Annotated in this window: 14 protein-coding genes; 8 read left to right on the plus strand and 6 right to left on the minus strand. The window is 66.6% G+C overall.

Translation table 11 applies throughout. The features are described from left to right. Positions 1 to 15 precede the first annotated feature (15 nt). From OG194_RS21315 to OG194_RS21325, 3 genes are all read right to left on the minus strand, one after another. Positions 16 to 591, minus strand: a complete 576-nt coding sequence (locus OG194_RS21315; RefSeq protein WP_327402414.1) for a hypothetical protein — start codon at positions 589 to 591, stop codon at positions 16 to 18. A 203-nt stretch (positions 592 to 794) separates the two neighbouring features. Then, a complete protein-coding gene (locus tag OG194_RS21320) occupies positions 795 to 1,292 on the minus strand; it encodes a hypothetical protein (RefSeq protein ID WP_327402415.1) in 498 nt (165 codons plus the stop codon). A 322-nt stretch (positions 1,293 to 1,614) separates the two neighbouring features. Beyond that, entirely contained in the window at positions 1,615 to 1,965 is a 351-nt protein-coding gene (locus tag OG194_RS21325; RefSeq protein WP_327402416.1) for a hypothetical protein, read from the minus strand. A gap of 173 nt (positions 1,966 to 2,138) precedes the next feature. On the opposite strand from OG194_RS21325, the gene OG194_RS21330 reads away from it, so the two are divergent. The 3 genes from OG194_RS21330 to OG194_RS21340 all read left to right on the plus strand — a co-directional run bounded on the left by OG194_RS21330 (position 2,139) and on the right by OG194_RS21340 (position 6,873). Beyond that, positions 2,139 to 2,834: a hypothetical protein gene (locus OG194_RS21330; RefSeq protein ID WP_327402417.1), complete on the plus strand. Its 696-nt coding sequence runs from the start codon at positions 2,139 to 2,141 to the stop codon at positions 2,832 to 2,834. 614 nt (positions 2,835 to 3,448) lie between these two features. Beyond that, positions 3,449 to 4,366, plus strand: coding sequence for a hypothetical protein (locus tag OG194_RS21335; RefSeq protein ID WP_327402418.1), 918 nt, complete (start codon positions 3,449 to 3,451; stop codon positions 4,364 to 4,366). 980 nt (positions 4,367 to 5,346) lie between these two features. Next, a complete protein-coding gene (locus tag OG194_RS21340) occupies positions 5,347 to 6,873 on the plus strand; it encodes a hypothetical protein (protein WP_327402419.1) in 1,527 nt (508 codons plus the stop codon). A 534-nt stretch (positions 6,874 to 7,407) separates the two neighbouring features. Here the strand turns inward: OG194_RS21340 and OG194_RS21345 are convergent. Continuing rightward, complete coding sequence (locus OG194_RS21345) at positions 7,408 to 8,175, minus strand: DUF4232 domain-containing protein (RefSeq protein ID WP_327402420.1); 768 nt, start codon at positions 8,173 to 8,175, stop codon at positions 7,408 to 7,410. Positions 8,176 to 8,375: 200 nt separating this feature from the next. Here OG194_RS21345 and OG194_RS21350 point away from each other — a divergent pair, with 200 nt between their 5' ends. The 4 genes from OG194_RS21350 to OG194_RS21365 all read left to right on the plus strand — a co-directional run bounded on the left by OG194_RS21350 (position 8,376) and on the right by OG194_RS21365 (position 11,907). Beyond that, positions 8,376 to 9,776, plus strand: coding sequence for a helix-turn-helix domain-containing protein (locus OG194_RS21350; RefSeq protein ID WP_327402421.1), 1,401 nt, complete (start codon positions 8,376 to 8,378; stop codon positions 9,774 to 9,776). 184 nt (positions 9,777 to 9,960) lie between these two features. After that, positions 9,961 to 10,350 carry an STAS domain-containing protein gene (locus OG194_RS21355; RefSeq protein ID WP_327402422.1) on the plus strand — a complete coding sequence of 130 codons (390 nt, stop codon included), beginning with the start codon at positions 9,961 to 9,963 and terminating at the stop codon, positions 10,348 to 10,350. A 64-nt stretch (positions 10,351 to 10,414) separates the two neighbouring features. Continuing rightward, positions 10,415 to 11,161, plus strand: a complete 747-nt coding sequence (locus tag OG194_RS21360; RefSeq protein WP_327402423.1) for an ANTAR domain-containing protein — start codon at positions 10,415 to 10,417, stop codon at positions 11,159 to 11,161. After that, positions 11,158 to 11,907 carry a GAF and ANTAR domain-containing protein gene (locus OG194_RS21365; protein ID WP_327402424.1) on the plus strand — a complete coding sequence of 250 codons (750 nt, stop codon included), beginning with the start codon at positions 11,158 to 11,160 and terminating at the stop codon, positions 11,905 to 11,907. The genes OG194_RS21360 and OG194_RS21365 overlap by 4 nt, the downstream gene beginning before the upstream one ends. A gap of 6 nt (positions 11,908 to 11,913) precedes the next feature. On the opposite strand, the gene OG194_RS21370 is transcribed toward OG194_RS21365, so the two are convergent. Then, a complete protein-coding gene (locus OG194_RS21370; RefSeq protein WP_327402425.1) occupies positions 11,914 to 12,951 on the minus strand; it encodes an acyl-CoA desaturase in 1,038 nt (345 codons plus the stop codon). Positions 12,952 to 13,232: 281 nt separating this feature from the next. On the opposite strand from OG194_RS21370, the gene OG194_RS21375 reads away from it, so the two are divergent. Further along, positions 13,233 to 13,592, plus strand: coding sequence for a hypothetical protein (locus OG194_RS21375; protein ID WP_327402426.1), 360 nt, complete (start codon positions 13,233 to 13,235; stop codon positions 13,590 to 13,592). Between the two features lie 32 nt (positions 13,593 to 13,624). Here the strand turns inward: OG194_RS21375 and OG194_RS21380 are convergent, their stop codons facing one another. After that, entirely contained in the window at positions 13,625 to 18,439 is a 4,815-nt protein-coding gene (locus OG194_RS21380; RefSeq protein ID WP_327402427.1) for a DNA repair ATPase, read from the minus strand. Between the last annotated feature and the right edge of the window lie 31 nt (positions 18,440 to 18,470).

Here is an 18,470-nt window from a genome sequence, read left to right on the forward strand (position 1 = left end):
ACGGTAGTTCCGGGATTAGAAGGCCAGGTCAAGGGCGCTCTGCACCACAAGCCCAAGAGCAACACAGAAAAGCCCGAACACCTGCTCACGCAAGCCTCGAATCGTGGCCCGCTTCGCCTCTTGATCGATGTTGGCGATACGAGCCTGAAGGTCTTCCCCTAGGCGCTGGTCTTCCTGGCCTCGGACTTTCGCCTCCTGGCCCAGATCGTGTTGCACGTCCTGGGCAAGCCTGAAGACACGGTTCATGCGGTTCTCAATCTCGACCCTGAAGGCCTCGGCATCCTGCACGAGGTCCGGCAGCCGGCCGAACTGAACGAGCCCGCTGGCGCTCCCCGCAAACTCGACGGACAGAGCCGTACCAAGAGCGTGAGTCACAGCCGGTCGAGGGCGTCGAAGGAGACATCGAAGCAGACGGTCAAAGGCAGTCCAAACCTGCCGGGCCACTTCGACTTGATTCGGCAGCACGCTGCTGAAGAAGCGATCGCCAGGAGCTGAGGAGTCCTTGAACGTCTTGTAGAGGCCAGTCGCAGCCGCAACCAACCCGAGCGTTTGAAGCAGAATACTAAAGATCGTGAGCGCAGTTTCGAACACCGGATCATCTTCATCCTCTGACCATGATCAAGTGTGCTGATCACGCAAACTGTCGGGGCCTGCCAGGCCACGCAGTCTGCCGAGCGATCGCCGTGTGGCGCGCGAATCTTGCCAGGTCAGAGGGCTTCTTTGGATGGGGTGACCGGCTCACCCGACTTACGCACTACAGGCAAGACACTCCACGGCCAGCCCCCATCAGTTGTTCATGAAGCGGCCGGATAGCGGTACTGACCAACTTCGGGATCCGGTGGTCCGTCCATGCCCAGGTCTCTGCGCATGGCCTCCCGAAGACGCGCATTCTCACTCCAGAGGTCGGCTCTCACTCGAAGGTACAGATCGCTGCTGACATCCGGATCCTCAATGAGCCCGTCCCTCATACGAGTCAAGGCCTCACACGCGCTCACCGCCAGTCGAATGATCTCAGCCGATGCCGTGAGCGACAGGCTCTGTCTCAGTCTCCAGACGCCCGAGCTGTCCAAGGCCAGATGAAGATCACCGTAGAGCCGGTCGCCGGTTGGGCAGTCAGGCTTGAGAACGACCATCCGCATCTCAGAGTGCCCTCGGCTGAGTGCCATGAGGAAGTCGGAGTAGACCGACCTTCGTGTTTGCGCGCCCTCCCTCTCCAGGTCACGACGCGAGCGGATGCGCTCAGCGATCAGCGCGGAACCCACCCCGACCACGGCGCCGGCCAGCGTGCTCACCGGAGATATCCAGTCCACTCAAGCGTGTTACCCACATGACCGATATCCGCTAACACGAGGCCAACGGCCGCACACCTGAGAGGGCTTCCTGCAGCGCTTCGCGGTTCGCCTTCGCCGCTTCCCGCGACCTATGTACTGGAACCAACACACTCCAGCTCGACGGCCCTTCCGAGGTTGTTCAATCCCGCCCGACCGGGTGTTGCCGCATCCGCGCGTCCGGGATTCCACCTTTGAGCTGGACACCGGGGGTCCGGGTGGAAAGCCCACCGCATGACCTCGGCCCCGCCCGGACACCCGCGGGGCCATAGCACGACCGCCTCACCTACGACCGAGCACGCGGATCATCCGCCTTCCCCAGCCCATCGAGCAGCGCCTGCATGAACGCCCTGTTCCCGCTAGGCGGATTCTCCTCGTCCGCCAACGGCAGGCACTCCTTCGGCGTCCGCGGGTCCTCCTGCCACTCACCGGGGTTGAAGTTCCAGTCCTCCCAGCCCGGGGCCGCCCCGGCGACAGCGTCAGTACACAGGCGCATGCTCTCCGCCTGGCTGAGCGACGGGGTCGCGGTGGGTGTGGCTGTGACGGTAACGGCTTCCTTCTTCGGTTCGCCGCCAGATGAGCATCCGGCGAGGGCGAGCAGGCAGACAGCGAGTAGGGCGATGGTAGTGCGGCGCATGAGTCCCCCGAGGTTGGTTCTGACGAGGCATCATGGCGGGCTGCCGGACAGGTGTGCGGCGAAGTGTCCGTCTTGTGACAAGCGATCCAGCTACCCGTACTTCTGCAACTCGCGCACCGTATGGTCCCGAGTGGAACACTCCACCCGTGAAACTCCCTCGCGACCCCCGACGCTTGATCACCCTTGTGACGCTCGCGGCCGCAGTCACTGGTGCAGTTCTCGTTGTGGGCTCTACAGTCGCCGGCTGGACGCTGGGGCTTGGAACTCATGACCGAGTGGCCATCGCGAACACGGCCCTGGTGATCTACACCTGTCTCCTGACCGCCGTGGCCGCCTTTGTGGCGCTGCTGGCCTACTTGGCCGCCACAGGCCGCCCTGCTTTGGACATTGAGATCACGTTCAACTTCAGCTTCCCGAACGAGCCAGTCTTCCTGTCGGCACCCGGTGAGGAAGGGGACTGGGGACGCAAAATTCTGGGCTTCAAGCAGGCGATCGCGAGGGTGACGCTACAGAACAAGAGCGTCTACGCCGCCAAGAACGTAGGCGTCCGCGTCGAACTCAAAGGTCTCGGGGGGCTCGGCGATCAGGAGGGGTGGCAACCAGTCGACTTTGTGACCACCGTGGGAGTCACGGCAATCCAGTGGGACGGCGGAACCGACAGCATCGTCCACGGACAGTGGTCACGAGCGCTTCCAGCCCTTGACTTCAGCGACGTCCTGGAACTTGGCCGCGACGACACGGCTCTCGTCGTAACCCTTGTGGCGGATGGCGTTGCACCGCTGTCCAGAAGGCTTCCCGTCCGCATCCTGGACCAAGACGAGTACGACGCCTACACGGAGCAGCGGAACGAGAGACTGACGCAGGAGTGAGAGCCGCTGATGTAGCGAAGCGCCCTGAGAAGGTGCAAGTGGCTGTTGGCCCTCCCTGAGGCTCATACAAACCCCAGTCCCGCCAGGGATATTCGAAGATGCGAGAAGGCCCGTGCCAGCCTTCACGTTCCAGGCGAGGTCATTGCTGAGCGAGCCACCTGGCCACCGCAGTGGCGAGCGAGCAGCTGATCGGTGACTGCCGCCAAGCAACCGTCTCAGCTTCCGTCTCATTCACCACCGTTCGCCGACGTTCAGGCGGGACCAGACGGCCACTCCCGTCCATGAATCAGCCGCCCGTGAACCCAGGTGAACGGCCCCGTACGGAACCCCGAGGGACACCGCCAAAGTTGGAAAGCATGCAGGTCAACGCGCAAAAATCTGTGGCCCATTCAGTCCCTGCTGGGGACGGTCGGCTCCACGGCTTTTTGGCCGCCTCCTCACGTAGGGCAGACCGCCGGCCAAACCTGCTCCACCAACCTCGTTTTTCAGACAGCGGGGATTGAATACCGCGCCACATGGGAAACATTCCTCCCTATGATCTCCGGAGCGGGGGCGACACCGAGGCGGACCAGCGCGTCCGTGCTGGTCATAAGCCCATGAGGTGGGGGGGCTACTTGACGGCGACACATCACTACTCCGGCGATGAGTGGGAGCAGTACTGCCTCCTGCTCGCTCGCCGGCACTATGGTGCAGACCAGGTACAAGAGGTGCCAGCTCGCCATGGAGGAGACCTCGGAATTGAGGCCTTCACCTTCTGTGGTCGAGCGTTTCAGTGCTACGCGCCGGTAGAACCGCTATCCACTTCAGAGCGATACGGAAAACAACGAGACAAGCTCTCGATCGACTTGCGCAAGCTCAGCACTAAGCAAAAGGACCTCCAACGTCTTCTTGGAAATGTAAAAATAAATACATACATCTTCCTCGTGCCGATTTTCGACTCTGCTCAACTTGTTCAACATGCCAGTACCAAGTCAGAAGAAGTTCGGTCGAAGAATCTTCCATTCATTACAGAAGATTTCAAAGTGACCGTCGCCACTGATGCCAGCTACGCTAAAGCGCGAAGCGAAATCCTGGAGCGAGCGACTTCGCTAATCGATGTCGTCCCCACCCCTCCAGGAGAGGTAGACAGCTGGATGGAGGGGAATTCCCAACTAGCCGAGATAGCCCTCGGTAAGCTTGCCAAGCTGAAGCTATCCCCCGGCTCCAGTCGCACTTACCTTGAGCAACTAGTTAATCAATTTCTTGATTCCGAGAACGCACTGGCTCGCCTCCGAGAGAAGTACCCGGACCAATGGGAGGCGGCAACAGGGAGCAAGGTGCGAAAAGAGCGCAAGCTAGTCCTTGAGTACCCTCCTGGTAGCACCAACAGTGCGGCCGACGTTACAACCATCGTGAGATCGCTAAAAGAGGAACTGGCCCGCCAAGTTCCCGCACTTGATGATTCTTTTATTGACGCCATGTCATGGGGATCAATAGCCGATTGGCTCATGCGTTGCCCATTGGACTTCGAATTTAGCGAGAGTGCTTCATGAGCAGTGCTGCGGTCCTAGAGCGGGCATTCTCAGGTATCTCAACCAACGTCGTATTTACTCGCCGACCTGACCCGATCCCTGGCGACCTTCGCACGGGTTGGCGGCTTGCTTCGGCCGTGCTAATTCTTCGACGTTGTCGCGCAAATACCGCAAATCTAGAGCAAATCCACGTTTTGGCTTGGGCGTTGCGATCCGCTCAAGGCCGCAAAGTCATCAAAGAATGGTTTTTGGAGCATCACAGGCCGAATGGCCTCATTATTAGGCATGACCCCTCAACAACCCGAACGATCAATCTTGCAATCGCCACAGGCCTAGCGAGGAGGAACGAAAACTCCTCTGTCTCCTTGACGGATAAGGGGGAACGCCTAGCTACCCTGCTGTGGGCTAGCAGGGAGATTCTAGCGCCAGAAAAAGAGTTCCTTGCCACATTACCCGCGCGCATCACTCAGAAGTCCGTGAGCGATCTGTTGGAGTGGAGGTCTTAGATGTTGAAGATCCGAAAACTCTCTCTTAATGTGCGCACCTCTGGCCCCACCTGTGGCACTGTGCTGGAGTTCGGGCCTGGCCTTAATATACTCCGAGCCGATAACTCAAGCGGTAAGTCGACATGCCTTCAGTCCATAATTTATGGGCTCGGCCTCGAAGGGATGATGAGCCCCAGTCGGGACATCCCGCTTCCGCATGCGATGACCGACAGGGTCGAAGTCGACGGCCAAGAATACCGCGTCGAAGAGTCGAGTGTCTCTATCGAAATCGAGAACGGGCAGGGTGAGATTCTAACTATTGGCCGCCCAGTCAAGAGTGCACGGTTCGACACGACCCTGATAAGGACACGAAGCGGCCCTACTCTCTCCGACTCTGGAGCTCCATATACTCAGCGCGAGTATTTTGTTCGCAGGGCGGGTTCTGCTCAGAGAGAAGCCGGATTTCACTATGAACTGGCCAAGTTCCTTGGGTGGGAACTTCCTAGAGTAACTCGCATGGATGGCAGCGAAGGAACCCTATATTTGGAGTGCCTCTTCCCTTACTTCTTCGTTGAGCAGAAACACGGTTGGTCAGGGGTCCAAGCGCGCATCCCGACCTACCTTGGGATTCAAGACGTCTCAAAACGCTCCGCTGAATTCATCTTGTCACTAGACGCCATAGACATGGTGTTAGAGTCTCAAAGGGTCGATTCTGCTATCACGCTTATCGAGGCAGACTGGAAGAATGTAGAACGCAATATTTCAGATATCGCCACTCGCGCTGGCATCCTCGTACGGGGAATCCCTAAGAAGCCGAATTCTGCCTGGCAGCGCGAAGGCCTGGTCTCCCTAGAAGTAGACTCCGGATCCGGCTGGACCTCACTAGACGACGAAATTAATCGTCTAGCATCTGAACTAGAAGAGCAGACTGCTCAGCGCCTCACATCTGTTGGCGAAGCCGCCCCTGAGATAGAAGAGTCTTTGTCACTCAATCAAGACAGGGCAACGCACCTCAGTATCGTACTGTCCTCAGCGATTGAGGATTGGGAACAGGCTAAAAAGCAGGTTCAGTCTCTAGAACTCCGCATCGAAGCACTGGAGGAGGACCTGCGGAAACACAAGGACGCAGCCCTCTTACAGCGGCTCGGGGCGACTGGAGGTTACGGTCTTCCTGACGAAACGTGCCCCACGTGCGGCCAGAGTCTTCCCGACGGCTTCGACATCACAGACTATCCATTGACTATCGAGGACAACATTTCGCACCTCGATAAGGAGCTGACAACATTTCGCTCCATGCAGCTAGATGCCAGCCGAGTGGCAGAAATTAGCCAAGTCAGGGTTTTTAGGTTGCGCGAAGAGATGGGGGGTCTACGAGCAACGATCCGCTCGCAGAAGGACGCCCTGATTAACCCAAGCTCTCTGCCAGATGCCGCCAAACTGGCTCAACGGCTCAGGGCTGAGGAAAGGCTGACTGCGCTACGCGGAATCCGGGACTCCATCGAGTCTTCGATCGATGAGCTTGATTCGCTCGCGGCAACTTGGCAGCAGAACAAGGAGGCTCTAGCCGCTCTTAGGCGGAGAGAGCTGACCGCTGCTGACGAAGTCAAGATTCGCTCGCTTAAGGAATCTCTGACGTCACAGCTTGAAGCATACGGATTCCGATCTCTCGAACCTCAATCGATCGACGTCTCCCCGAAAACCTATCGCCCTAATCACGAAGGCTTCGATCTCGGGTTCGATCTATCGGCAAGCGACATGATTCGAGTCATCTGGTCCTATCTATTTTCCTTCATGGAGGTATCACGGGAGTTTCAGACAAATCACCCCCAGCTACTCATCTTTGATGAACCGCGTCAGCAAGAAGCTGCTCGCTTTAGCTTTCAGCAACTCTTGAAGCGAGCTGCCGAGAACGGTGCCGCTGGAAGCCAGGTCATCTTCGCTACGAGTGAGGAAGAGGACGACCTGACGTCGATGCTCATGGGCCTACCTCACCAGATGACGTCTGTGCCGAGGGGCGAGAAGTTGATCAGACCTCGCGCGTAGGCGCCCCTGACACCGTCGTTGGCCCTCTCTTTACATCCTCGTGGAAGCACTTCACCACTGTCCGAAGGAATCTCTGCACCTTGTGGACGGTATGGGGACCGCGCGCTCGCCAGTCGCTTCCTCTTAGCCTCTGAGCGGTGCATTGGCTCCAGCCGAAAGGGCCTCCGGAGCCGTGTGCACCACAGGCCGACTGATGAATCGTGCGCGGACGGGGTGACGTGAGCAGGCGGACTGTCCGTGGGCCCACGGACAGTCGCGTTAATGCTGCGCACCGGGAACAGGATCAAGTGCGTGTCTAACTGCGTGACAACGCCGACGAACAACAGCGGACGCGCACGGACGTCTGCGGATCATCAGCCCAGTTGAGAGGCACACCAGCCCAAGGCACCACCCCCACCCAAGTTGCTTCGGGACGAAGAGGTCGTGGGTTCAAATCCCGCCACCCCGACAGCCAAGTAGTAGTGCATAGGGCCGGTACTGATCCCAGTACCGGCCCTATGGCGTTCCCGGCGTCCGCGTCCCCGTCCCCGGCGCTCAGTACGTCAGCGCGTCCTGCGCGTCCGACAGCCAGTAGGTCACCTTCAGCGAGTCGTCCACGTACACGCCCTTCGTCGGCAGGGCCGGGGTTGCCGCCGGGCTGATGCTGTTGTTGTCGCGGTCGAAGAAGTAGACGGAGAGGGACTTGGCGGTGCGGCCGTTGGTGCCGGTGCCGTTGTCTCCGCCGGCGAGGGCCACGCCGGCATAGCCGGACTGGCCCGGGGTGAGGGTGGTCACCGCCTGGGGCTGGGAGTCCTTCATCACCGGCGGTACGGACTGGGCGTCGTCGAAGTTGACGGCAGGGTAGTAGTAGAGGTCGCAGGTCTTGGAGCCCGTGTTGGTGACGGTGAGCAGCATGTGGTTGATGGGGCGCGAGACCGGCTGGGCCGTCACCTTGGTGTTGGCGCCGTTGCACGGGACGCTGCCGCTCGCCGAGGTGCCGGAGCCGGAGCCCCCACTCGTCTTGGTCCCGCCCGAGCCCGTGCTGCCGCCCGTCCCACTGCTGTTGCCCGTCGAGGAGCCACCCGACGTGGACCCGGTGGACCCGGTCGACCCGGTCGACCCGGTCGACCCACTGGTCTGTCCCGCCCCGCCCGTCTTCGTCCCCGACGGTGCCGGCGTCCCCACCGTGGAAGACGTCGGGTTGGCCACGCCCTCGTCCTGTACTCCCATCTTGTCGTTGCACGCCGTGAGCGAGAGCGCGGCGAGGGCGACCGTGGCGGCGGCGAAGAGGCGGGTGCGGGGACGGGCGGTGAACGCGGACATGGCTGTTGTGCCTTTCGGGAGGAGGGAGTTGTCGCCGCCCAACCTGTCGGCGGGCTGCGTGCTTTGATGACCGCAGCTTGTGCCGCCTTCCGTCCCAGCCGCTACGACGGCCAGGATGTACGGGAACCTGGAACGTTCGCACCGGCTCTTACCTGGGGGAACATTGGCTCCCTGGAACGCTCGACTGGAATGGGGGCAGGGTGGCAGGGCCTGAGGAGACGGCCGATTTCGCGGCGCTGATACGGGAGCTCAAGGACCGGTCGGGGCTGAGCTACGGCGTGCTCGCGAAGCGGCTGCACATGAGTACGTCCACGCTGCACCGGTACTGCAACGGCGATGCCGTGCCCACCGAGTACGCCCCCGTCGAACGGTTCGCCCGGCTCTGCAAGGCCACCCCGGACGAGCTCGTCGAGGCCCACCGCCGGTGGATCCTGGCCGACGGTGCACGCCAGCGGGAGCGGAAGGCCGCCGCCGGGACAGCCACAGCGGCTACCCCGGCAACCCCCGCCGCTACGGCAACCGCGGAGCCGGGCACGAGCACCCCCGCGCCCGCCACCCCCTCCGCTCCCACACCCTCCCCTTCCACTCCCACTCCCACCGGCACCGGCACCGGCACCGGCACCGGCACCGAGCCGACCACCACGCCCATCCCCACCCCCAACCCCGGCCCCCGCAACACCAATCGCCCCCGCCGCCGCACCACCCTCCTCGCCGCCACCGCCGTAGCCATAGTCGTCGCCGCCACCGCACTCGTCCCCCGTCTCGTGTCCGGCGGCGACAACAACGGCGACCGCAAGCAGGAAGCCGGCTCCGTGACCTCCACCGGAAACGGCACCTCCTCCGCCTCCCCGTCGTCGAAGGCGAAGGCGACCTCCTCGCCCTCCCCCTCCACCTCGCCCTCCGACAGCGCGAACCCCGCCAAGTCCGCCACGGCGAAGACCGGTGCGTCCGCCGCCCCGGGTGACAAGGCCGACGGCGGCGCGGCGACCGCCGCCGTTCCACTCACGGTGACCTCACGGCCGTATGCCTGGGAGAGCCCGTGCAGTCAGACCTACCTGGTCGACGAGGACGCGGGGAAGGTGCCGCCGCCGCCCACCGAGCAGGACGCGCCGAGTTGGGTGAGTGCGCTGGGGGCCGTGTCCGCGGACAGTCAGTACCTGGAGCTGACGGTTCAGGGCACCGGGCAGGAGACCGTCGTACTCCAGTCGCTGAACGTGCGGGTGGTGCAGAGCGGGTCGCCGCTGGCCTGGAACGCGTACACCATGGGGTATGTCGGGGTCGGCTGCGGTGGCGGGGTGCCCACGCACTCCTTCGACGTCGGGCTGGACGCGACGCGGCCGGTGGCGACGCCGAAGGCGGGCCAGACGGGGCTGCCGTACAAGGTGAGTGAGAGTGATCCCGAGGTCCTGTACGTCACGGCCGCCGCGGCCTCCCATGACGTGCGCTGGTATCTGGAGCTGGCGTGGACCAGCGGGACCCGGCACGGGGTGCTGCGCATCGACGACCAGGGGAAGCCGTTCCACACCAGCGGGATGAGCGGGCGTCCGCGCTACGGGTATTCGCTGGACGACAGCGCGTGGGTACCGCATCAGGCCGACTGAGGCAAGGACAAGGCCGAAACCGGTATCCATTAGCCGGAAACGGCTCCCGGCATATCCCTTCCCGGCAGTACGCTCGTCGTACGGCAGCCCAGGACCCCGGCCCTCTCCGTGCAGTCTCGTTCCGCGCAACAGAGGCCCTGCGCAAGAAGGCGAAAGCCACTCTCTTACAGGGGAGATGGGGCACATGGGCCCGCATCCAGATCTGTTCGACGAACCAGGCGGACTACCAGACGGACCACGCGTGGTGCGGGCGAGCGGTGAGCTCGATCTGACGACCGCGCCGGCTTTCGCGCAGGAGCTCAAGGAGGCCCTGCACGGGACGGGTCGGCTCTTCGTCGTCGTCGATCTGCTCGACGTGACCTTCATGGACGGCAGTGTTCTGGACCCGTTGAGCGCGGCCTGGGAGGAGTGTCGTGAGCGGCTCGGGTGGCTGCGTGTCGTGCACTCCCGGCCGGGGCCGTTACTGGTGTTCCGGGCCGCCGGTCTGGTCGGGCGGTTCCCCCGGTACACGAGCGTGCGGGACGCCTGGAAGGGCGTGCCCGCCGACCGCGCGCTGGAGCGCCGGGCCACGTAGGGTACGGCACACGTCGGTCGGCGCATCGTCTCGAAGCGCCCCGGCGGCCGCGGAACGGAGCTCGGTGATCAGCGACGGCATGGCCGAAGTCCTGCGGTCGCTGCGCCTCGGTGAGGGCGGCGATCCCGCGCAGGCCTGCGCCCGGGCGCTGGGTGCCGAGGGCGTCGCCCTGTCGCTGCTGATCGGCCCCGCCCGCACGGCCGAACCGCTGTGGTGCCATCCCGGGCTGAGCGCCCGTTTCGAGGAACTCCAGTTCACCCTGGGCGAGGGCCCCGGCCCGGAGGCCGTCCGCACCGGCACGCCCGTGCTGGAGCCGGACCTTGACCGGGTGCGCCCCGAGCGGTGGCCCGTGCTGCTGCCGGCCGCGCGCGACATGGGCGTCCAGGGCGTGTGCGGGTTCCCGCTGGGCATCGGCGCCATCCGGGTCGGTGTGCTGACCGTGCTGTGCGCCGGGGACAGACGGATGAGCGAGCAGCAGTACGCCGACGCCACCGCCCTGACGGCCGCGCTGACCGGCGCGTTCCTGAACGGCAACGGGCACGCGAACGGCACAGCGCCCGGGCCGGACGCGATGCCGGACTGGCCGACCGGGCTGAACCGCCCGGTCGTGCACCAGGCGACCGGCATGATCAGTGTCCAACTGGGCGTGCCCATACAGGAGGCCCTGTTGCGCCTGAGGGCCCACGCCTACGGCAATGAACGCCCCCTCGGAGAGGTCGCGGCGGACGTGGTCGCCCGCCGACTGCGCTTCGGCGACGAATTGGACGACGATATGAGCGGGCCGTATTCGCCCGACACCGGAAAGGGATGATCGCCATGGCCCGCGAACAACGTCTGGCCGAGATCTTCGTGGAGGTCGCGGACTCTCTGGTCGAGGACTTCGACGTCATCGACCTGCTGCACCGGCTGTCCGCGCGCTGCGTCGAACTGCTCGACGTGTCGGCGGCCGGCATCCTGCTCGTCGACGCGCACGGCGAACTCCAGATCATCGCCGCCTCGGACGAGCACACCCGCCTGCTGGAACTCCTCGCGCTCCAGCACGACCAGGGCCCCTGCGTCGAGTGCTACCGCACCGGCGCCGCCCGCACCAACATCGACCTGACGCGGACGGAGGTCACCGCGGCCTGGCCGCGCTTCGCGACGCAGGCCCGCGAGACGGGGTACGTGACCACGCACGCCATTCCGCTCCGGCTGCGCAACCGGGTCGTCGGCGCGCTCAACCTCTTCCAGAGCACCCCGCACCGCCTCGGCGACGACGACATCGCCCTCGCCCAGGCCCTCGCCGACGTGGCCACCATCGCGGTGCTCCAGCAGCGCACGCTGGAGCAGTCGCACGTCGAGAACAGCCAGTTGCAGAACGCTCTCACCAGCCGCATCCTCATCGAGCAGGTCAAGGGTGTGCTGGCGGAGCGCTGGAACACGTCCGTCGACGACGCCTTCACCGCCTTCCGCTCCTACGCCCGCGCCCGCCATCTGCGTCTGTCGGATCTCGCGGCGCAGATCATCGAGGGCGGCTTCGACACCAGGACCATCCCGGCACCACCGCGCGCGTCGTAGCCGAGGTCAGGCGCGGCGGGCGGCGACCCGGTCCGCGGACGGCCAGTGCACGTCGTAGGCCCAACCGGCGCGCTCCATCAGGCGGATGACGGCGGCGGACGGGTCGATCTGGCCGCGGTCGACGCCGTGCCGGGCGCTGGTGGGGTCGGCGTGGTGGAGGTTGTGCCAGCTCTCGCCGAAGGAGAGCAGGGCCAGCGGCCACAGGTTGGTGGCGCGGTCGTGGCGCCGGGTGCGGAAGGGGCGCTCACCGATCATGTGGCAGAGCGAGTTGACGCTCCAGGTGACGTGGTGGAGCAGCGCGATACGCACAAGTCCCGCCCACAGCAGGCCTGTTACTCCGTACAGCCAGCTGCCGCCGATGGCCCAGCCGAGGCCGAACGGCAGCGCGAGGGTGAGCAGGCACAGCCACGGGAAGGCGCGGGAGACGGCCCGGATGGCGGGGTCGGCGACGAGGTCGGGGGCGTAACGCTCGGGCGGTGTCTGCTCGTTGCGGAACAGCCAGCCGACGTGGGCGTCGAACAGTCCGTGCAACTGGCCGCGCAGATGGGTGCCGTAGCGGTACGGCGAGTGCGGGTCGCCGGGCCGGTCGGTGAAGGCGTGGTGGCGGCGGTGGGTGGCGACCCAGCCGATGACGTCGCCCTGGAAGCTCATCGACCCGGCCACCGCGAGCGCGACGCGCACGGGCCGGACCGCGCGGTACGAGCCGTGGGTGAGCCCGCGGTGGAAGCCGACCGTGACGCCGAGACCGGTGACCGTGTAGAGGACGGCCGCGAGCACGATGTCGACGGGGTGGATCAGCCGCCCCCACAGCAGCCAGCCGGCCAGGCCGAGCCCCACGAACGGCAGGACGACGATCGCCGCGGTGACGCCGACGTAGATCCGGTCTCCGCCGTCCCGGACGGGCGTCGGGCCCTCGTCCGGCGGGAAGGGGGAGGTGCCGTCGTAGGACGGGGGTGGGGGGTAGGTGTCCGGCAGAAGTGTGTCACTTTCGCCGAAAGTGTCACACTTTTTCGGGACAGGTGGTGGGGTGGAGACGGTGGCCATGCCAAACTCCTCGGCCTCGCTGCGGATGGCGCGGCCGGGGTCACGGGCTGCCCCTGTGAAGGGAAACGCGAGGGCACGGCGCCGGAGCGGGACATCGGCGCGCGAAGGCCTCGGTCCTTCCACGGTACTCCGGCACACACCGGAACGCGTCGGCCGCGAGCGCGTGACCGCCGCGTTGACACGAACCGTCGCCGCACGTTGACTGGCAGCACGGCGCAGGGCAGTGGCCGGTGCACGGACGATCCCAATAACGCCTTCGGGCGGGACGGAAGCGACTCCCGATGATGTACGACCAGACACGCGCCCAACAACCCGCGGGCCAGAACCGCACCCCCTCCGAACGCCGCACCCCGGGCCCGGAGCCGCTGCTCCCGTCGAGCGAGCGCGACAAGGTCCTCCAACGGCTGCGACACGCGCTCAACACCTTCGCGGACACCCCGCGCGACGCCCTGGAAGAGGCGGAGAGCGCCTACGACGAGGCCACCGCCCAGCTCGTGACCGCCCTCGCCGCCCGCCGCGACCTCCTCCGCGCCGCCTGGGCCGACCAGGACCCCGAGTCCGGGTCCGAGTCCGACTCCGAGGAGTTCCGCAACGCGCTGCGGCAGTACCGCGAGATCACCCAACGGCTGCTCCAGCTCTAGCAGTTGGGCGGGGGCTCAGGGATCGGTGGGCATCATCCCGGGCCGCTCGCCCGGGTGATCGCCGACTCCACCGCGCCGATGCGCTCGGCCAGCACCCCGAGGGCGGCGACCGCGCGACGCAGAGGTTCGTCCTCCGCCGCACCCCGCTCCCGCGCGTACGCCGTCTTCAACTCGCCCCAGCGCACGGCCTGTTCGCCGGTCAGGGTGCCGCGCAGCTCCCTCAGCTTCAGCAGGTTCGCCTCGGCGCCCGCCCCCAGGGTCTGCGCCTCGGCGGTGTAGTGGTCGTCCAACACCGCTGACAGTTCACGGGAGTTCATCACCGGCTCGACGCGTTGGGCGACGCGGTTCATGGTGCGGTACGACCCCTGGAGCCGGAACGGCGGTTCCGTGCGGGCCGTGTCCGCCGTCGCCGCCGACGCCATGTACGCGGAGTTGACCGCGAGGACGGTGTCGCGGGCGGTGATCAGGTGCCTCAACACCCTTACGATCCGGGAGAGTTCGGCGGGGTCGCAGGCGTAGGACAGCCGGTCCTCGCGGGCCGTCGCGTCGCCCTCCGCGAGCCGGATCAGCAGGTCCAGGTCGGCGCGGTCGCGGCCGGCCAGCGGGGCGAGGACGGGGTTGGAGGTCAGCGCGTTCTCCAGGAAACTCAGCGCGAACACCGCCTCCTTGCCGGTCAGGACATCGCCGAGGTTCCAGACGTCGGCACGGTTGGCCAGCATGTCGGGGACCCGGAAACGCCCGCCCGACTCGGTGTAGGGGTTGCCGGTCATGCAGACGGCGAACCGTTTCCCCCGTAGGTCGTATGTACGCGGTACGCCCTCCCGCACGCCCTCCACCCGCCGTGTCGCATCGCACAACGGAATGAATTTCTGGAGGAGTTCGGGCGAGGTGTGCTGGATGTCGTCGAGGTGGAGCAGCACGTTGTTGCCGGCCGCGAGCGCGAAGTTGACCTTCTCCACCTCCTGCCGGGCGGTCGCGTTCGGCGCCTCGGCCGGGTCGAGGGAGGTGACACCGTGCCCGAGCGCGGGCCCGCTGACCTTGACCAGCACCAGCCCGAGGCGGTCGGCGACGTACTCCATGAGGGTCGTCTTGCCGTACCCCGGCGGCGAGATGAGCAGCAGCAGGCCACCGCTCGTGCCGGGGTTCCGCCCCTCCCCCGTCGTACCGATCTGCCGGGCCAGGTTGTCGCCGACCAGCGGGAGATACACCTCGTCGACCAGCCGCCCCCGCACGAAGGACGACAGCACGCGCGGCCGGTACTCGTCGAGGCGCAGGCGGGCACGTTCCGCCGCCACCAGGGCCGTACGGCGCCGCTGGTACGCGCGATGACCGGGGACGTCCGACGCCCTGAACTCCCTGGTCCGGGCGAGGAGTTCGTCGACCCGGAGCGACAACGAGCCCGCCTCGATGCGCGGGTGCGTGCCCAGCAGTCCCCCGACCGTCTCCGTGAGCCGCGCGTCCGACTCGTACCGCGGTACGTCCGGGCAGAGTTCGGCGGCCACCGCCTCCGCGAGGTCGCCCGGGTCGGCCTCCATGCCGGACGCCGTCGTGTACGCCGTCAGCCACGCCTCCACCAGCTGGCGGCGGGCGGCCAGGTCGTCGACGGCGAGCACATCGTCGTCGTAGGCCGAACTCCCCACCGTGCGCCGGAACTTGTCGAGGAGGGCGCGTGCGGCGGCACTGATCACGAAGCCCTCGGGGCCGGTGGTCAGTTCGTCGAAGAGGTACGCGGCGGCGGACTCGCCGGTCCGCTCGGCCAGTTCCGTCAGGAAGTCGGCGACGGCCGGGGTCGGTCCGAAGGCGTCGCGGGCCCGCGCGAGCGACCGCGCCCGGCGGGTCCAGCTCGCGCGCTCCTCCGCACTCGTGTCGTGCGTCCAGAACAGCAACGCCCGTGCCCGGTCGGCCGGTTCGTGCCGCAGCAGGCCCGCGCCCTCGTACCGGCGGAGCAGTGCGGCCAGGATCGCGGTCGCGTCGTGGTCGTGCACACCGCGTTCGTAGCCTTCGTCGTACGACTCCTGCGCGGCCCGGCGGACGAGGGCGGCGAGGTCGGGTTCCTGGGCGAGGGCCTGGGCGCCGTGTTCGGCGAGGAGGCGGGCGGCAAGGTGTTCCGCGCGGTAGACCCGCGGCGACTCGGAGGGCAGCGGGCGGTCCCAGAACTCGCGGGTGGCCGCGAACTCCGGGTCGGTGACGGGGGTTCGGTAGTCCGTGCCGGTGAGGGCGAAGGCGAGGCCGTCGCCTGCGGGGACCAGGGTGAGGTCGAGGGGCTCGGTGTTCACGGCGAAACGGTGGCGGCCCAGGCGCAGGGTCCGGCCGCCGTCCGTGTAGAGGTCGGTGCGGTCGCGCAGGGCACGGACCGCCTCCTCACGGGCCGCCGCGAGCCGTCCGGTCAGCTCCTCCGCCCTCATCCGGTCGCCCAGGTCCCGGAGTTGGCCGGCGGTGCGGCGGATCTTCGTCACCATCGGGTCGGAGGCGAAGTACGTACTGACCGCGTCGGCGTCGACGAGTGTGGCCGCCCGGCGCCCCACCGTCTCCAGGACCCGGTTCGCCGAGCCCGCCAACTGCTCGGCTCTACGGGCGCGTTCGTCGGCCAGCGTCTGCTTGCGGGCGGAGAAGGTCTCGTAGATCTCGGTACGTCTGCCGGTCAGTTCGGCGAGGAAGTCGTCGAAGTCCGTGAAGCGCGCTTCCAGGTTCTCCAACTGCACCAGCAGCCGGGCGAGTTGATCGTCGCAGGCCTCCGGTGTCCCCGCGCCCGCGAGCGCGCCGGTCACCGCCTGGCCCAGCAGCGCGAACTCGGCCGCGAACTCCGCCCTGCCTTCCCGGTCCTGAAGCTCCCTGCGCCGGGCGTCCAGTGTGGCGCGGGCCCGGTTGACCCCGCCCAGCACCTCGGCGATCCGCTCCAGGATCGACGTACGGACCGTGGCGTCACCGATGTCCAGCCCGGCGATCACCTCGGTCACCGTCCGCAGCCCGTCGGTGAGTTCGTCGAGACGGGCGGCCACCGGCGCCGACTCCGCGACGGTGGCCAGTTCCCCCGCCTCCGCGATCAACTCACCGATCAGCTCATGGTGCCCGGCGAACGCGTCCTCACCCGCCAGGAACGCCACCGCCCGCAGCCCGAACGCCCCGAGCTCCGCCTCCGCCCCGGCCGCCGACGCGTCGATCCGCGCGGTGTCCGCGTACCGCATCTCCTTCAGCGTCAGCAAGTGCCCCTGCGTGCGCCGGAGTTCGGTCAACCCGGCGACCCACCCCGCCGCGTCCCGGGGCACCTCGCCCCGCAGCCGCCGTACGAGCCCGGTGAACCGGCCGGTGGCATCGTCAAGGGCGTCGGCCGCGCGGGCGGTGAGCGTCCGGACGGTCTCGAACTCGGCCAGGACCTGTTCCGCCGTGACCCGGACATCCTCCAACGGGCCGCCCAGATCCCCGAGTTCGACGTCCCCGAGCCAGTGGTACGAGTCCGCCGCCCGGACACACGAACCGACCAGTGCCTCGTACACCTCCGCCGTGGGCTCCATCCCGGCGACCGCACCCGCGAGGGACAGACAGTCGGAGATCCCGCGCACGAGATCGGCGTTCCCGACGCGGAACAGCGGTCCGGAGCCGACGAGTCGAGCGGCGGCGTAGGTGTCCGAGACGTACGGAGTACGCCATACCCGCACCGGATGAACGCGCGCCGCCTCCCTCTCACCACCCGCGCGCAGCACCATCAGCACACCGTCGTCGAAGAGCGCCCACCCCTGGCAGGACAGCGGGTTGGCGACCTCCTTGCGGATCATGTTGTACGGCAGCAGGAGGCTCCGCCCCGGCACCCGCGCCCGGTACGCGAACAGCACGTCCTCACCGTTGGGCGAGCGCACCACCCGCTCCAACTCCAGCCCGGCGGTGTCCACTTCGAAGGTCTTGTAAGCCCCCGTGGCCAGGCAGTATCCGCCCGGGAAGACGATCCCCTGCTCCTCGGGCAGCCGCTGACACGACAGCCCGATCCCGTCGAGCCGTACGACCCCCTTGGTCAGCGTGTTGAAGACCAGGTAGCGGTGGGCCTCCTCCTTGTAAGGACGCACACGCAGCAGCACCAGCACACCCGCCCGCGCGTACGCGATCTCCGCGTCGGCCGCCGACTGCAACGGCTCGTCCACCGGTTCGGAGTAAATCCCCTCCCCCGTCTCGGTGTTGTCCTCCACCTTGACGGTGAGAGTGCCGCCCACCGTGTCGACGTACAGCCCGTCCTGGATCCGGACGTGCGGGTGCCGGCCGGGGGCGAGGTCGTCGCGGGTCGTCGATGTCCAGTCGACGTCGTACGGCGGCGGGAACACGTGGTCGCGTTCGCCGTGCGCGTCCAGGAAGGTCGCCGAGCGTCCGTCGTCCGTGAGTGCCCAGCGCAGGACCCGGATGTCGTCGGCCTTCTCGCCGGTCCGGAAGACGGCCAGCAACTTGCCGTTGAGGCAACGGAGTTGGAGGAGGCGGGCCTGGCGGTAGTACCGGTGCAGGGCGGTGAACTCCCGCACGAAGTCCGGGTCGTCGAGGAGTCCGGGTACGGCATCCTCGGGCAGTCGGCGCAGGTCGTGGCGGTCGTGCAGGGCGAGGACGTCGGCGACCGTCGTCTCCCGGGTGACACCGAGGGAGACCTGGCGGCCGAAGAGGAGGGTGTCTCCTACGGCGACGAGGTCGCGCGGCGCCGCCGGGTGCTCGGTGTCGAGGCGTTCGGTACCGGTGAGTTCGAGGCGGGTGGAGCCGAACTCGTCGGTGCGGCGGGCGTTGAGCGTCTCCGCGCGGCGGGCGAGTTCGGCGGCCTGTGCGGCGAGTCGGTCGCGCAGGACCTCGTAGGTGCCGGTGTCCAGGCCGGTGGTCATGGGTCCCTCTCGGATTCTCAGGGGGTGAGTC

The organism is Streptomyces sp. NBC_01288 (assembly GCF_035982055.1).
Lineage (GTDB): Bacteria > Actinomycetota > Actinomycetes > Streptomycetales > Streptomycetaceae > Streptomyces.

Coding starts and splice junctions, on each gene's coding strand:
- OG194_RS21325 (WP_327402416.1), bottom strand. CDS start 1,965: ATGCGCCGCACTACCATCGCCCTACTCGCTGTCTGCCTGCTCGCCCTC.
- OG194_RS21375 (WP_327402426.1), top strand. CDS start 13,233: ATGATGTACGACCAGACACGCGCCCAACAACCCGCGGGCCAGAACCGC.
- OG194_RS21380 (WP_327402427.1), bottom strand. CDS start 18,439: ATGACCACCGGCCTGGACACCGGCACCTACGAGGTCCTGCGCGACCGA.
- OG194_RS21365 (WP_327402424.1), top strand. CDS start 11,158: ATGATCGCCATGGCCCGCGAACAACGTCTGGCCGAGATCTTCGTGGAG.
- OG194_RS21370 (WP_327402425.1), bottom strand. CDS start 12,951: ATGGCCACCGTCTCCACCCCACCACCTGTCCCGAAAAAGTGTGACACT.
- OG194_RS21340 (WP_327402419.1), top strand. CDS start 5,347: ATGGATGGCAGCGAAGGAACCCTATATTTGGAGTGCCTCTTCCCTTAC.
- OG194_RS21345 (WP_327402420.1), bottom strand. CDS start 8,175: ATGTCCGCGTTCACCGCCCGTCCCCGCACCCGCCTCTTCGCCGCCGCC.
- OG194_RS21355 (WP_327402422.1), top strand. CDS start 9,961: ATGGGCCCGCATCCAGATCTGTTCGACGAACCAGGCGGACTACCAGAC.